This is a genomic window from Streptomyces sp. NPDC057287 (assembly GCF_042667905.1).
GTDB lineage: Bacteria > Actinomycetota > Actinomycetes > Streptomycetales > Streptomycetaceae > Streptomyces.
Map to the genome: position 1 here is coordinate 116,327 of NZ_JBHUYV010000002.1, position 14,321 is coordinate 130,647.

General features: G+C 70.8%; 12 protein-coding genes. 4 read left to right on the forward strand and 8 right to left on the reverse strand.

From position 1 onward, the window contains the following. Positions 1-69 precede the first annotated feature (69 nt). Positions 70-1,140 (reverse strand): LacI family DNA-binding transcriptional regulator, encoded by a 1,071-nt coding sequence (locus ACFUNE_RS03790; RefSeq protein ID WP_383561867.1) that lies wholly within the window; start codon positions 1,138-1,140, stop codon positions 70-72. Positions 1,141-1,351: 211 nt separating this feature from the next. Here ACFUNE_RS03790 and ACFUNE_RS03795 point away from each other — a divergent pair, with 211 nt between their 5' ends. Next, on the forward strand, positions 1,352-2,650 hold the full coding sequence (locus ACFUNE_RS03795; protein WP_383561869.1) for a peptidoglycan DD-metalloendopeptidase family protein: 1,299 nt from the start codon (positions 1,352-1,354) through the stop codon (positions 2,648-2,650). Here ACFUNE_RS03795 and ACFUNE_RS03800 read toward each other — a convergent pair. The 6 genes from ACFUNE_RS03800 to ACFUNE_RS03825 all read right to left on the reverse strand — a co-directional run bounded on the left by ACFUNE_RS03800 (position 2,620) and on the right by ACFUNE_RS03825 (position 8,889). Then, positions 2,620-3,771: a DMT family transporter gene (locus tag ACFUNE_RS03800; RefSeq protein WP_383561871.1), complete on the reverse strand. Its 1,152-nt coding sequence runs from the start codon at positions 3,769-3,771 to the stop codon at positions 2,620-2,622. The two genes, ACFUNE_RS03795 and ACFUNE_RS03800, sit on opposite strands and share 31 nt — an antisense overlap. A gap of 230 nt (positions 3,772-4,001) precedes the next feature. Beyond that, positions 4,002-4,457, reverse strand: coding sequence for an ATP-binding protein (locus ACFUNE_RS03805; protein ID WP_383563010.1), 456 nt, complete (start codon positions 4,455-4,457; stop codon positions 4,002-4,004). 98 nt (positions 4,458-4,555) lie between these two features. Next, positions 4,556-4,999 (reverse strand): response regulator, encoded by a 444-nt coding sequence (locus ACFUNE_RS03810; RefSeq protein ID WP_147960939.1) that lies wholly within the window; start codon positions 4,997-4,999, stop codon positions 4,556-4,558. Next, positions 4,996-6,621 (reverse strand): ATP-binding protein, encoded by a 1,626-nt coding sequence (locus tag ACFUNE_RS03815; protein ID WP_383561873.1) that lies wholly within the window; start codon positions 6,619-6,621, stop codon positions 4,996-4,998. Before ACFUNE_RS03815 ends, ACFUNE_RS03810 begins: the two co-directional genes overlap by 4 nt. Then, positions 6,618-7,874, reverse strand: a complete 1,257-nt coding sequence (locus ACFUNE_RS03820) for a PP2C family protein-serine/threonine phosphatase (protein WP_383561875.1) — start codon at positions 7,872-7,874, stop codon at positions 6,618-6,620. The genes ACFUNE_RS03815 and ACFUNE_RS03820 overlap by 4 nt, the downstream gene beginning before the upstream one ends. Positions 7,875-7,992: 118 nt before the next feature. Continuing rightward, on the reverse strand, positions 7,993-8,889 hold the full coding sequence (locus ACFUNE_RS03825) for an RNA polymerase sigma factor SigF (protein WP_383561877.1): 897 nt from the start codon (positions 8,887-8,889) through the stop codon (positions 7,993-7,995). Positions 8,890-9,120: 231 nt separating this feature from the next. Here ACFUNE_RS03825 and ACFUNE_RS03830 point away from each other — a divergent pair, with 231 nt between their 5' ends. From ACFUNE_RS03830 to ACFUNE_RS03840, 3 genes are all read left to right on the forward strand, one after another. After that, on the forward strand, positions 9,121-10,596 hold the full coding sequence (locus tag ACFUNE_RS03830; RefSeq protein ID WP_383561879.1) for an MFS transporter: 1,476 nt from the start codon (positions 9,121-9,123) through the stop codon (positions 10,594-10,596). A 132-nt stretch (positions 10,597-10,728) separates the two neighbouring features. Next, on the forward strand, positions 10,729-12,216 hold the full coding sequence (locus tag ACFUNE_RS03835) for an SDR family NAD(P)-dependent oxidoreductase (protein ID WP_383561881.1): 1,488 nt from the start codon (positions 10,729-10,731) through the stop codon (positions 12,214-12,216). A 392-nt stretch (positions 12,217-12,608) separates the two neighbouring features. After that, positions 12,609-12,782, forward strand: a complete 174-nt coding sequence (locus ACFUNE_RS03840; protein ID WP_383563079.1) for a hypothetical protein — start codon at positions 12,609-12,611, stop codon at positions 12,780-12,782. A gap of 81 nt (positions 12,783-12,863) precedes the next feature. On the opposite strand, the gene ACFUNE_RS03845 is transcribed toward ACFUNE_RS03840, so the two are convergent. Beyond that, positions 12,864-14,306: a lipase maturation factor family protein gene (locus tag ACFUNE_RS03845; RefSeq protein ID WP_383561883.1), complete on the reverse strand. Its 1,443-nt coding sequence runs from the start codon at positions 14,304-14,306 to the stop codon at positions 12,864-12,866. Positions 14,307-14,321 lie beyond the last annotated feature (15 nt).

Consider the following 14,321-nt stretch of genomic DNA (forward strand, 5'->3'; position numbering starts at 1 on the left):
GCCGCCAGGGGTGTCACGGGCGTACTCCATCCGGAACTGCCCGCGCGCCGGGCCGAGTCCGTCGCCGTACTAGGCCGAGTCCCTGACGACCAGCACCGGTTCGAAGACCACCGATGTCGCCGGCCTGTCCGGTGCGGCCAGCCGGTCCAGCAGCAGTCCGGTCATTTCCGCGGCCATGTCCTCCACCGGCTGCCGCACAGTCGTCAGGGGCGGCCGGCAGGCGGAGGCGGCGCTGCTGTCGTCGAAGCCGATCACGGCCACGTCCTCCGGCACCCGCCTGCCGTGGTCCCGCAGCACATGGCAGGCGCCCGTCGCCATCAGGTCGTTCCCGGCGAACACCCCGTCCAGGTCGGGGTGTTCGGCCAGCAGTCGCTCCATCGCGGCTTCGCCGCTCTCCTGCGTGAACTGCCCCTCGGCGACCGGTACGTCGCTGTGCCCGCTCCGCGTCATGACGTCCCGGAAGCCCGCGAGCCTCTCCTGCCCCGCCGGTATGTCCAGGGGGCCGCTGATGGTGACGATCCGGCGGCAGCCGCGCGCCAGCAGGTGCTCGGCGGCCAGCCGGGCTCCGTCCCGGTGGGCCAGATCGACGTAGCTGATCCGGACCGGCAGGACGGGGCGTGCGTACAGCACGGCGGGCAGCCCGGCGTCCACGACCATGCCCGGCAGAGGATCCTCCGCGTGGGTCGACACGATCAGGGCGCCGTCCGCGCTGCCCTGACGCAGATAGGCCACGACCTCGTCCCGTGCCTTCGACGTCTCGGCGAACATCAGCACCGGGTGCATTCCGCGCGGGCGCAGGTAGTTGACGACCCCGGTCACCACCCGGCCGAAGAAGGGATCGGCGAAGACCTGGGCGGTGAAGGAACCCTCTTCGGCGGGGCCCTCCCCGTCCGGGCCGACCCCCGTCCCCGACACCACCAGCGCGATGGCGTCCGTGCGCCGGGTGACCAGGGAGCGGGCCGCGCGGTTGGGCGTGTAACCCGTGACCGAGATCGCCTGCCGCACGGCCTCCTGGATCGACGGGTCCACATTGCGCACCCCGTTGACGACCCGCGAGACCGTGGCGCGTGAGACACCGGCCGCCCGCGCCACGTCCTCCAGGGTGGGTGTCGCACCGGTCGGCCGCAGAGCATCCGTCATGGGGGCATTTATAGCATCAGGAACGGGGGGAGATAGAGCGCTCTCCCGAGTCGACGCGACTGGTCCGGCGGCCGGTGCGGGCTCCGGTGGCGGGGGTGGTGCGCCGGTGCGCCGGGCCGGTGGTCGCCGACTGTTCACTTGTCATCACCCGCTGTCTGCCTCTACGTTGTCGGCTTGCGACGTGTCCTAAAGCCAGTGGGGGAGCCTGATCATGGCCGCGAACGGACGGCACCGCAGATACCAGCCCAGCCGGATCAACCGTGCTTCGCTCACGGTGACGGCGGGCGGCGCGGGCATCGCGCTCCCGCTCCTCACCGCCGCCTCTGCCGGGGCGGCCTCGACCGATGTGTGGGAGAAGGTCGCCGCCTGCGAGTCGACCGGCGACTGGCACATCAACACGGGTAACGGCTACTACGGCGGCCTGCAGTTCACCCGGTCGACCTGGTCCGCCTACGGCGGCACGGCCCATGCGGCACGGGCCGACCTGGCGACCAAGGACCAGCAGATAGCCGTGGCCGAGAAGGTGCTCGACGGGCAGGGCCCCGGGGCCTGGCCGACGTGTTCCGTCCGGGCAGGCCTGGAACAGGGCGGCGACGCGCCGGACATCGCCCCGCAGACGAAGCGCCCGGCCACCGCCACGAAGACCGCGCAGGGCACGGCGCCGGAGTCCCGCCCGGCGAAGCCGACGGCCCGGAATGCCGCGCCGTCGAACGTGTCACCGACGGCAGTGCCCGGCAAGCGGGAGGGGTACACCGTCGCACGTGGCGACTCCCTCTCCGGCATCGCGTCCGCCGAGCGGGTCCAGGGCGGCTGGCAGCGGCTGTACGCGGCCAACCGTGTCGTCGTGGGCACCGACCCCGACCTGATCCTGCCGGGGCAGCGGCTGACCCTCGACGTCGCCGGGACGCCCCTCGCCGACCCGAAGCCGGCCACGGCTCCGAAGCAGAGGGCGTCAGCCCCGAAGGCCACGGAGAAGCCGGCACCCAGGGCCGTCGCCCCGAAGGCCGCGGAGAGGGCCGCGCCCAAGGCCGCCGCTCCCGAGCGGGCGGCGGAACCGGCCCGGGAGCAGGCCGCGAAGCCCGCCGAGAAGAAGGCGTCCAAGCCCAGGTCCGGCCTCACCGCCCCCGTGTCGGCCCGCACGGGAACGCCGTACCACCAGGCCGGTTCCTGGTCCAGCGGCTACCACACGGGCGTCGACTTCCCGGTTCCCACCGGCACCTCCGTGAAGGCCGTGTCGTCCGGGAAGGTCGTCTCGGCCGGCTGGGCCGGAGCGTACGGCTACGAGGTCGTCATCCGGCACGGCGACGGCAGGTACAGCCAGTACGCGCACCTCTCCTCGCTCCACGTGCGCGAGGGCCAGCAGATCGCCGCCGGCCAGCGGATCGCGCGCTCGGGGTCGACCGGCAACAGCACCGGCCCGCACCTGCACTTCGAGATCCGCACCGGCCCCGGCTACGGATCCGACATCGACCCGCTGGCCTACCTCAGGGCCGGGGGCGTCAGCGTCTGAACGGGCAGCCCTGCCCGATCCGCTAAGTCACCCCGGCGTGCCGGACCCGGTGCAGGCCTGCTGCCGCCGAACTCCACGCGCCCGCCGCCGTGGTCCAGCGGCAGGGTCAGCGGCAGCGAGAGGGCCGTGGGAGCCGGAAAAGGGTCAGGCAGCACCGCCGCACCCTGGGGAAGCGCGGGCCTCGCCGGCTCGGGCAGCACCACGGTGTGACGGGCGCCCCTGCCCTCGGCCGGGCTCCCGGCGTGTTCCTCCGGCGTACGCCCTTCGGACGCCTCCCGCTCCTGGTCACGCTCTTCCGCCCCCACCCGCTCCATGGTCAGCAGCACCAGTCCGGCCGCGGCCAGCGCACCGCAGCCGACCGCGAGCAGGGTGCCCGTCACCCCGTACCGGAACTGCTCCCCGAACATGGTGATGCCCACGGCCGCCGCCACGACCGGGTTGACCACGGTGACCGTCGCCAGCGGGGCGGTCAGGCCGGCTCCCCGGTACGCGGCCTGGGACAGCAGCAGACCCGCGGCAGCGAGACCGGCGATCACCAGCAGCGTCGGCAGCCCGGACGTCACCGAGCCCGACGTCCACTCCACCGCCACGGTCTTCGTGAACACCGAGGCCATCCCGAAGGCGATCCCGGCGCCCGTGGCCAGCACCACGCTGTGCAGCATCGGCCGGTGCAGCCCCTTGGCGAGGACCAGCAGGGCCACCACGGCGCCGGCCGTCCCCACCGCCAGCATCAACTGCTCCGGTCCGGCCAGGGAGTGGGATCCCGCGCTCCCCGTCAGCGCCAGAAGCCCGGCCAGGCCGACCGTGGCCATGAGCGCTCCCCGCCAGGCCGTCCGTCCCGCCCTGCGGTGGACGAAGAGCGCGGCCATGGGAAGCGCGAAGACGATCGTCAGTGCTCCGAGCGGCTGGACGAGGCTCAGCGGACCGTACGCGAGCGCCACGACGTGCAGCACCGCTCCCACGCCGTTGAGACCCACGGCGACCCACCAGACGCCGTTGCGCAGCGGCGCGTACGGGCGGCTGTCACCGGCCGCGGCCACGCGCTCCTGGACGATCGCGCCGGCCGCGTAGGCGACGGCGGAGACCAGCGACAGCAGCACGGAAAGCGCGAGGGAACTCATGAACACCACGATGTCCCGTCGGAGCCGCCACGTCGTCGTCCTTGAGGCGGCGATTCGGCGTACTGCTCCAGTAGTACGTACATCAACCCCGGGTCCTCCTCTCGACGGTAGTCCTCCTCGCCCGAGGGCTCAGAAGTTCGCCGGGAAGGTCACGCCGTGCCGTCGTCCGGTAGCGCCAGGTGTCCGAAACCGTGCCGGACCGGTCTCTCGGGGCAGGGCCGTGGGATCGCTCAGGTGCTGAGCATGAACTCCGCGCGAATGCGCTTGCCGACGGGAACCCGCTCGGCGGTCAGCCGGTCGCAGAGCGCGACCACGATCTCCATGCCGTGACCGCCGAGGCGGGCCGGGTCGGGGGAGTAGAGCACGGGGAGAGCCGTGCTGCTGTCGTACACCGTCACGCTTATGCGCCGGGCGTCGCCCTCGAGCTCCAGCAGATAGGGGCCGTGGCTGTAGCGGTCCGCATTGGTGACGAGCTCGCTGACCGCCAGCATCAGGTCGCTCCGGGTGTGCTCCCCGAGCACCGCGAGCCACTCCGCCGAGAGCCGCGCCAGGAAGCGGTCGGCCAACGCGCGGGCCAGCGCGATGCATCCGGGCTCGCCGTCGAACACCTCAGCGACGAGCAGAACCTCCGAGGACGGTGACCCGCAGAAGGGGTCGTCCGGCCGTGAGGTGGCCTGTTCGTTCATGTGCTCCAGCCAGGGCGCCGCAGGGGAGGTCATGGACCTCTTCTCGCCGTTCGTCTACCCGCGTCGAGAGATCCCACTCCGGGAGATCCCTCCAGATCTTACGCACGCCGGGGCAGCCGGACCACGCTCACGAAGAAGTCGTCGATCTGGCGCACCGCCCCGATGAACTGTTCCAGGTCGACCGGCTTGGTGACGTAGGCGTTGGCGTGCAGTTTGTAGCTGCGCAGGATGTCCTCCTCGGCCGAGGAGGTGGTGAGGACCACGACCGGGATCAGTGCCAGTTCCGGGTCGGTCTTGATCCGCTCCAGTACCTGCCGTCCGTCGTACCTCGGCAGGTTCAGGTCGAGGAGCACCAGATCCGGGCGCGGGGCGTCGGCGTACTCGCCCTGGCGGTAGAGGAAGTCCAGCGCCTCCTGCCCGTCCCGCACCACATGGAGCGTGTTGCGGATCTTGTTGTCCTCGAACGCCTCACGGGTCATCAGCTCGTCGCCGGGGTCGTCCTCGACGAGCAGGACCTCGATGGGCTTGACGGCGTCGTTCACGGGGTGTCTCCCGACCGGGGGGTGAGCGGGGCGGGGGCGAGCAGCTCCGCCGTGGTGTGGGTGGGTGCCTCAGGGAGGACGGGCAGGGTGAAGTGGAACAGCGTGCCCTCGGCCGGTTCCGGGTCCAGCCAGATCCGGCCACCGTGGAACTCGACGATCTTGCGGCAGAGCGAGAGCCCGATCCCCGTTCCCTCGTACTCGTCGCGGGCGTGCAGACGCTGGAAGATGACGAACACCTTGTCGGCGAACTCCGGCGCGATCCCGATGCCGTTGTCGGCGACGGTGAGGTGCCAGTCCTCGCCCTCCTGGACGCACCCCACGGTGATCCGGCACGGCACATCGGTGCGGCGGAACTTGATCGCGTTCCCGATGAGGTTCTGCCAGACCATGGTCAGTGACGTCGAGTCGCCGAGGAGCTCAGGGAGCGCGTCCTCGCGCACGACGGTGGCTCCGGACTCCTCGACGGCCAGCGTGAGGTTGGACAGGGCACGGTCCAGGGAGCTCTCGAGGTCGACCGGCTTCCAGCTCTGCTGCACCCGGCCCACTCGGGAGAAGGTCAGCAGGTCGTTGATGAGGACCTGCATCCGCTTGGCGCCGTCGACCGCGAAGTCGATGTACTGCCGGCCGCGATCGTCCAGTTCCTTGCTGTACCGCTTCTCCAGCAGCTGGCAGAAGGAGGCCACCTTCCGCAGCGGTTCCTGGAGGTCGTGCGAGGCGACGTAGGCGAACTGCTCCAGTTCGGAGTTGGACCGGCGCAGTTCCACGGTCTGCTCGGCCAGCAGTGTCTCCCGCTCCTGGGAGTCGGCGAGCTCCGCGACGAGGCGTCGGCGCATGTCCTCGGCCGCCGCGGCCACCGCTGTGACGTCGGAGGGGCCGCGGACCTCGATGCGACTGCCGAAGGCGCCCGACCGCACCCTGTCGGACGCGGCGGTCAGCTCGGCCAGCGGCCGTCCCACCACACGGTGCAGCAGAAGACCGATCGACACGACGGCCAGCACGAAGCCGATCACCAGGGCGATGAGCACCCGGTCGCGGGTGGTGCGCGCGTCGTCGAGCTCGGCGCGGGCCCGGTCACGCGCGTCGTCCAGGTGACTCTGCTGCTCGGCGTACAGCGCGCGCAGGGCATCGAAGTCCGCCTTGCTCCGCAGGATGGGAGCCGAGGACGCACCGGTGGGCCCGCTCGCCCGGACAGCGGCGATCAACGGCTCCGCCCGCAGGGTGCGCCACTGCTGGGCGGCCGCCTCGATCCGGTCCAGGTCCTCCGCGTACGGCCGGTCGGTCCCGATGAGCGTGCGCACCCGTTCCTGCCGCTCCCGCTCGGCCCGCCTGCCCGCCTCGTAGGGCTCCAGGAAGGTGGTGTCGCCGGTGAGCGCGAAGCCGCGTACGCCGGTCTCCTGGTCCAGGAGCGCGTTCTGCAGCTGGAACGAGGCGGAGCGGGCGGGCTGGATGCGGTCCACCAGGTCCGTGGTGCGGTCGGAGATGCGGGAGAGGACGAGCCCGCCCACGACGAGGCATCCGCAGACCACCACCACGAAACCGGCCAGGATCAGATGGACCCAGTTCTGCACGGACAGCCGCGCTATCGGGCCGGGCCGTCCGGGCGCCGGTTCGTGGGTGCTCATGACTTTGCCTTCCAGCCCAGGTGCAGTACCGCGACGTCGTCCGCGAGGCCGCCGTACGGTGAGGCGCTCTCGGTGGCCTCGCCCACCAGCGCGTCGATGAACGCGTGGGGTTCCAGTTCGCCGTACTTGCCGGCCATGGCGAGCAGGCCGTCCTCGCCGAGCCGGGAACTGGGTCCCGTGCGCCCCTCGAACAGACCGTCGGTGAACAGGACGAGCTCGTCGCCCGGGGAGAGGCCCAGCTCCGTGATCGTCCAGTGGCCGGCGCCGGGCAGCAGCCCGAGGGCCATCCCCGCCTCGGGCTCCACCCAGCCGACGTCCGACCCGTGCCGCAGCAGCAGCCCGGGATGCCCGGCCCGCGCGATGAGTACCTTGTCCCTGCTGGGAGGGAAGACCAGCGTGGTCACGGTCGCGAACACATGGGGGTCGGACCGCTCGGCGACGAGTATCCCCTCCAGCAGACCGGTCTTCTCGAGCTGACTGACACCGGTGAGCACCGCGGTGCGCCAGGCGACCCGCAGGCAGACGCCCAGCGCCGCCTCCGCGGCGCCGTGTCCGGACACGTCGCCGATCACCGCGTGGACAGCGCCGTCCGGGGTCTGCACGACATCGTAGAAGTCACCGCTCAGCAGTCCGTGGGCCCGGCCGGCCTCGTAGCGCGCGGCGACCTGGAAGCTGTCGTCCTGCAGGAGCGGAATCGGCAGCAGCGCGCGCTCCAGGCGGGCGTTCTCCTGGGCGATCAGCTGACTGGTCCGCATCGCGGCAGCCGAGCGCTCGGCGTGCTTGCGCTGGAGGGCGTAGCGGACCGCGCGACCCAGCACCTCGGGATCGATCCGGCCCTTCACGAGGTAGTCCTGCGCGCCCTGCGCCACCGCGGACAGCCCGGTCTGGGACTCGTCCAGACCCGTGAGCACGATGACCGCCGCGTCGGGGGCCGACCCGACGAGCTGGCGGACGGCGTCGAGGCCGTTGACGTCGGGCAGATGCAGGTCGAGCAGGACACAGACGGACGAACGGCAGTCCAGGAGGAACCGCCGGGCCTCGGCCAGCGTCTTGCACCAGGTGAGCGGGGCGTCCAGCTCGCTGTCGGTGAGCATCTCCTCGACCAGGAGCGCGTCGCCGGAGTCGTCCTCGACCAGGAGCAGAACGGCGTCGACGTCCCAGACGGACGTGTCGGGGACGAGCACCCTGTGCTGCTCCGGAATCCCCCTCGGCTGCTGTACGCGCACAGAGGTGTCCGAAGGCGACTCGGTCACACTCCACCCCCTCCTACGGACGGCACGGGACACCCACGGCCGTATCGGCAGGAAGCATATGTGACTGAGGCCCGGCACTCGGCCGGGCCTCGGTCTTTCGTTGCGGGACGCCGCGGAATCAGGCCTCGACGCTCATGCCCGCACGCAGGCGCTGGACGATCCTGCTCAGCAGGCGCGACACGTGCATCTGGGAGACGCCCAGCTCAGCACCGATCTGCGCCTGCGTCATCTCCTGACCGAACCGCATGCGGACGATCTTCCGCTCACGGTCGTCCAGCTGCCGCAGCAGCGGAGCCAGGGTGTGCAGGTTCTCGACGCTCTCCATCCCCGGGTCGTCCTCGCCGAGCAGATCGGCGTAGGCGCGCTGGTCGCTGCCCGACTCGCTGTCCGCGTTCGGGGTGTCCAGCGAGCCCGCCGAGTAGCCGTTGGCGGCGACGAGGCCTTCGATGATCTCCTCCTCGGGGAGATCGAGGTGCGCGGCGAGCTCCGCGACCGTCGGGTCGCGGTCGAGCTTCGCCGAGAGCAGCTCCTTGGCCTTGGCCAGCTCGACCCGAAGCTCCTGCAGCCGTCGCGGCACGTGCACGGACCAGGTCGTGTCGCGGAAGAACCGCTTGATCTCACCCACGATGTACGGCACCGCGAAGGTCGCAAACTCGACCTCACGCGAGAGGTCGAACCGGTCGATCGCCTTGATCAGGCCGATCGTGCCGACCTGGATGATGTCCTCGGTGTCGTCACCGCCCCGGTTGCGGAACCGCGAGGCCGCGAAGCGCACCAGGGAGAGATTCATCTCGATCAGGGTGTTGCGCGCGTACTGGTACTCGTGCGTGCCCTCCTCGAGGACCTGGAGCCGGTCGAAGAAGATCTTCGACATCGCCCGGGCGTCCTGCGGAGCGACCTTGCCCGCGTCCTCGATCCAGGGCAGTGCCGCCACGTCCGCTACCGCACCCGCCCCGTCGCACCGCGTGCCCGCCGCGCCGATCGCATCGGTGGTTCGCACTGACATGGCCGTCATGGTCCCGCCCTCCCTGTTCTCCACTGCAGTGTCGGGCGTATGCCCCGGTATCCGGAAGTGATGCCACCGAACACCGAATTATTTTCCGCGGAAGCGTTCGCGGTGCGGATACCCCCGTCCGACGTAACGATCCGTGGCCGCGCGGGCGGTTTCCGTCACTCCTTCCGGCCGAGGTGTGAGCCGCGCCTCCTTCCGGGCACCTGTGGTGTTCAGGAAGCAGAGGAGGGCCCCATGAGTGGCAACGGCGTGCCGGGCGGACCGACCGTGACGACCAGGATCCCGGCGCGGCTGGACCGGCTGCCCTGGTCGCGGTGGCACTGGATGATCGTGATCGGCCTCGGCACCGTCTGGATCCTCGACGGACTCGAGGTCACGGTCGTCGGCAACATCGCCAGCCGGCTGTCGGAGGACGGCAGCGGTCTGGCCATCACCGACGCCCAGGTCACGGGCATCGCCGCCGCGCTCTACGTCGCGGGCGCCTGCTCCGGTGCCCTGGTCTTCGGCTGGCTCACCGACCGCTTCGGACGCAAGAAGCTGTTCCTGATCACCCTGGCCGTCTATCTGGCGGCCACGGCGCTCACGGCGGTCTCGTTCTCGGCGTGGTGGTTCTTCCTCTTCCGCTTCCTGACCGGCTTCGGCATCGGCGGGGAGTACGCGGCGATCAACTCGGCCATCGACGAGCTGATCCCCAGCAAGTACCGGGGGCGCGTGGACCTCATCATCAACGGCAGCTTCTGGCTGGGGGCCGTGGCCGGCTCGCTGCTCTCCGTCCTCGCCCTCAACACCGACATCTTCCCCAAGGACATCGGCTGGCGGCTCACCTTCGCGCTGGGCGTCGTCCTCGGGCTCGTCATCCTGCTGGTGCGCCGCCATGTGCCGGAGAGCCCGCGCTGGATGTTCATCCACGGGCAGGACGAAGCCGCGGAGAAGCTCGTCGACGGGGTGGAGCGGCAGGTGGAGGAGGAGATCGGCGGCCCGCTCCCGCCCGCCGAGCAGGCGATCACCGTGCGGCAGCGCAAGAGCATCGGCTTCGGCCTGATCGCCCGCACCGTCTTCCGCTCCTATCCCAAGCGGGCCGTGCTCGGCCTGGCGCTCTTCGTGGGACAGGCCTTCCTGTACAACGCCGTCACCTTCGGGTTCGGTTCGATCCTGGTGAAGTTCTTCGACGTCTCCAGCGGCGCCACCGGCTACTACTTCGCGGTCATCGCGTTCTGCAACTTCCTGGGGCCGCTGTTCCTCGGCCGGCTGTTCGACACGGTGGGCCGTAAACCGATGATCGCCGGCACCTACATCACCTCGGGGCTCCTGCTCTTCGCGACCGCCTGGCTCTTCCAGAACGGGTCCCTGACCGCCGCCACCATGACCGGGTGCTGGTGCCTGGTCCTCTTCGTCGCCTCCGCGGGCGCGAGCTCCGCCTACCTCACGGTCAGCGAGATCTTCCCGATGGAGACGCGGGCCATGGCCATCGCCTTCTTCTACGCCGTGGGCACGGCGGCGGGCGGCATCACGGGACCGCTGGTCTTCGCGGACCTCACCGGAAGCGGTGTCCCGGGGGACACGGCCCTGGCGTTCTGCATCGGTGCGGCACTGATGGTGGCCGGCGGACTGGTCGCCCTCGTCTTCGCGGTCGACGCCGAGGGGAAGTCCCTCGAGGACATCGCGACCCCGCTCTCCGCCCAGGAGAAGGAGGGCGCCGGACCGAACTGAGCAACTCCCGACTCATGGCAGACTTGACCGGGGCAATCGGCCCGTGCGCGCCTGCCCTCGCCGGCTCCCGGCCGGACCACTCCCCACCGAAGCCCGGCAGCGGCATGAGTGACGAGTGACAGAGGAACGGCAATGACGGTGACAGAGGACAGCCAGGAGTTCGCTCCCGGTATCGACGAGTTCGGTCCCGGTATCGACCCGGAGCGGCTGGCCGTCTGCCTGGGCGTGCTGGACGAGCTCAACACCATCGAGGTCGACCACCCGGACGCCGTCGCCGTGCGACGTGCCACCGCCGGCATCTACCGCACCGTGAAGCAGCGCCGCCGCCAGGAGCGCCGCGCCTCCAAGACCGCGCACGACAAGGCCGTCACCGAAGCCACGGCGACCGGCTCCGCCGAGCGCATCGACGACGAGACGCAGGGCGTCCTGCCGTCCTCGTCGGCCACCGCCGAGATCGCGGGGATACTCCAGCGGCCCAGGTCCTGCTACATCTGCAAGACCCGCTACGTCGAGGTGGACGCCTTCTACCACCAGCTCTGCCAGCAGTGCGCCAAGGAGAACCGCGAGCGGCGTGACGCGCGCACCGACCTCACCGGCCGCCGGGCCCTGCTCACCGGCGGCCGGGCGAAGATCGGCATGTACATCGCGCTGCGCCTGCTGCGTGACGGCGCGCACACCACCATCACCACCCGCTTCCCCAACGACGCGATCCGCCGCTTCAAGGCGATGCCGGACAGCGACGAGTGGATCCACCGCCTGAAGATCGTCGGCATCGACCTCCGCGACCCGGCCCAGGTCGTCGCCCTGGCCGATTCCGTCGCCGCCGAGGGCCCGCTGGACATCCTGATCAACAACGCCGCGCAGACCGTCCGCCGCTCGCCGCAGGCCTACAGCGAGCTGCTCTCCGCCGAGTCCGCCCCGCTGCCTTCCGGTGAGCTGCCTGCCGCCGAGGTGATCGGCACGTTCGGCAGCGGCACCGTCGACCGCGTCGCCGCGCTGCCGGCGGCCCGCAGGGAGGGCGAGGGGCTGAGCGCCCAGGACGTGACGGATCTCGCCCTGGTGACCGGGTCCGCCTCGCCGGCCCGTATCGCCTCGGGTACGGCCATCGACGCCGGCGGCCTGGTGCCCGACCTGCACGACACGAACAGCTGGATCCAGACCGTCGACGAGGTCGAGCCGATCGAGCTCCTCGAGGTCCAGCTCTGCAACTCCACGGCGCCGTTCATCCTCATCAGCCGGCTCCGCCCGGCGATGTCGGCCGCCGCGGGGCGCGCCTACGTGGTGAACGTCTCCGCGATGGAGGGTGTCTTCGGCCGCGGGTACAAGGGCGCGGGGCACCCGCACACCAACATGGCCAAGGCCGCGCTGAACATGCTGACCCGCACCAGCGCCCAGGAGATGTTCGAGAAGGACCGCATCCTGATGACGGCCGTCGACACCGGCTGGATCACGGACGAGCGTCCGCACCCCGACAAGATGCGCCTCGCCGAGGAGGGTTTTCACGCCCCGCTCGATCTCGTCGACGGCGCCGCGCGGGTCTACGACCCGATCGTGCGTGGTGAAGCGGGCGAGGAGCTGTACGGCTGCTTCCTCAAGGACTACGCGCCTGCGGGCTGGTGACGTCCGGCGGGCCCCGGCGCTCCGGCTCCCCGCACCCCCTCAGCCTCTCCCGTACCTCACGCCGCGTGCGTGGGCGAACGGCAACGGCGGCGGCCCCGTGATCTGCGGGGCCGCCGCCGTCCTGTTGGCTGAAAGTGACCTAGGCCACACGTTCTGTCGAGCGGGATGGCGCTCATTTGGTTAGTCTGAGGTGAACGGACGCCACCAAGGGATCCACGAAGCTTCCTCGGCCGTCCTGGGACAGGTCTGTAACCAGCCCGCCGTCCCACCCCGTACCGGCGCCACCGCGACCGAACTGTTTCTGCCCCTGCCCCGCAGAGGGCGGTCGACACGGTTCTCACAGCCGCAGCGTCGCCACCGCCCGGGGTATCGCGACACATAAGGAGTCCGCGGTGACACCTGAAATGACGAAGACCGAGACGCGCCCGGCCGAGCTGACCGGAGACCGGGCCCGTCGGCCCGAGAAGCTCCGGAACATCGAGGTCTGGGCCAGGTCGGCACCGATCAGGCTGGCCGGCTACGAGGACGATCTGGCCGAGCCGCACATCCTGCCCGGCATCGACTGACCGGCCGCGCGTCTCCGGAACGGCGCCTCGGTCCCTGCCCCCGTCCTCGGACGGGGGCAGGGCTCTTTCACGGCCACCGGGCTACTCCGGGGCGTACCCGTGCGGCCGGAGAGGTACGGGACGGGGCACGGGCCTCATGAAGTCCCTCACGTAGGTCCTGTGCCACCGGCATCCGGTGGCCCGCAGCTCCTGCGCGTCCGTGTACCGGTAGTGGAAGACCCGGGCCCGGATGTGGGCGGGCGGGCCGTCGGGGAACGGGTTGCGGCCCAGAAGCCGCAGCGTGTCCCGGTCGCCCTGGAGCAGCCGCTCGACGAGCGGCTCGAACCAGGAGCGGGCGTACGCGGGAGAGAGCGCCGCGAACCACATCATCCAGTCCAGCCGCAGGTGGTACGGAGCGAACTGGCGCGGAAGCCTGCGCGGATCACCGGGTTTGCCGCGGAAGCCGTACTCGAGCCAGCGGGTCCCCTGGTGGATCACCGCCTCCTCGGTGCCCTCGATCACCACTTCCAGCCGCATCCTGCTGATGCTCCCGAAGGCTCCGTAGGTGTTGACCAGGTGCAGCGGGTCGAAGGACCGGTTCATGACCTGGCGGCGCGAGAGGAGATTGCGGGCCGGACGGTAGCTGAGCGCCAGGACGAGCGCGGTGACGGCCATGACCACCACCTCGTACCAGAGGGGCGCCCCCGGCTGTGCGGGTGGAGGGCCGGCGACGGGCGACCAGTCGACCGCGGCGAGGGCGATGACGATGGTCAGCCAGTTGAGCCAGGCGAAGTTACCGGACAGCACCAGCCACAGCTGGGTGAGGACCATGAGCCCCGCGGCGACGCTCGCCACCGGCTGCGGGGTGAACAGCAGGAAGGGCACCACGAGCTGGGTGACGTGGTTGGCTGCGGTCTCCACCCGGTGGACCGGTTCGGGGAGCCGGTGGAAGAGCCGGCTCAGGGGGCCGGGCATGGGCTGGGTCTCGTGGTGGAAGTCCAGGCAGGTCAGCCGTCGCCAGCACTCGTCCCCCCGGATCTTGATGAGGCCCGCGCCGAACTCCACCCGGAAGAGCAGCCAGCGCAGCAGCCACAGGACCAGGACCGGGGCCGCCGTGTCCCCGTTTCCGAGGAACACGGCGAGGAACCCCGTCTCCAGCAGCAGGGACTCCCAGCCGAAGCCGTACCAGACCTGGCCGACCTGGACGACGGACAGGTACAGCACCCACGGCACCGCCCACAGGGCCATCGCCGCCCACAGCGGGACGTAGCCGTCCACGCCTGCCAGTAGGGCGAGCGACACCGCGGCGCCGGTCCAGGCGACCAGTGCGAAGAAGCGGTCGGAGTAGTGGAGCCGGAACAGGCCGGGGGCGGCCCGCCAGGAGGTGTGTGCCAGGAGATCGGGGACGGGAAGCATGCCGCGGGAACCGATCAGCGCCCGGAACTGGAGCGCTGCGGCGACGAACGCGACCAGGTAGACGGCCGCGAGCCCTCGCTGGAAGATCAGTCTGCTCAGCCAGTAGCCGTCTGCGGTGAACCACTCCATCGTCTCCAGTATCCG

Coding starts and splice junctions, on each gene's coding strand:
- ACFUNE_RS03790 (WP_383561867.1), bottom strand. CDS start 1,140: ATGACGGATGCTCTGCGGCCGACCGGTGCGACACCCACCCTGGAGGAC.
- ACFUNE_RS03795 (WP_383561869.1), top strand. CDS start 1,352: ATGGCCGCGAACGGACGGCACCGCAGATACCAGCCCAGCCGGATCAAC.
- ACFUNE_RS03800 (WP_383561871.1), bottom strand. CDS start 3,771: ATGAGTTCCCTCGCGCTTTCCGTGCTGCTGTCGCTGGTCTCCGCCGTC.
- ACFUNE_RS03805 (WP_383563010.1), bottom strand. CDS start 4,457: ATGAACGAACAGGCCACCTCACGGCCGGACGACCCCTTCTGCGGGTCA.
- ACFUNE_RS03815 (WP_383561873.1), bottom strand. CDS start 6,621: ATGAGCACCCACGAACCGGCGCCCGGACGGCCCGGCCCGATAGCGCGG.
- ACFUNE_RS03825 (WP_383561877.1), bottom strand. CDS start 8,889: ATGACGGCCATGTCAGTGCGAACCACCGATGCGATCGGCGCGGCGGGC.
- ACFUNE_RS03830 (WP_383561879.1), top strand. CDS start 9,121: ATGAGTGGCAACGGCGTGCCGGGCGGACCGACCGTGACGACCAGGATC.
- ACFUNE_RS03835 (WP_383561881.1), top strand. CDS start 10,729: ATGACGGTGACAGAGGACAGCCAGGAGTTCGCTCCCGGTATCGACGAG.
- ACFUNE_RS03845 (WP_383561883.1), bottom strand. CDS start 14,306: ATGGAGTGGTTCACCGCAGACGGCTACTGGCTGAGCAGACTGATCTTC.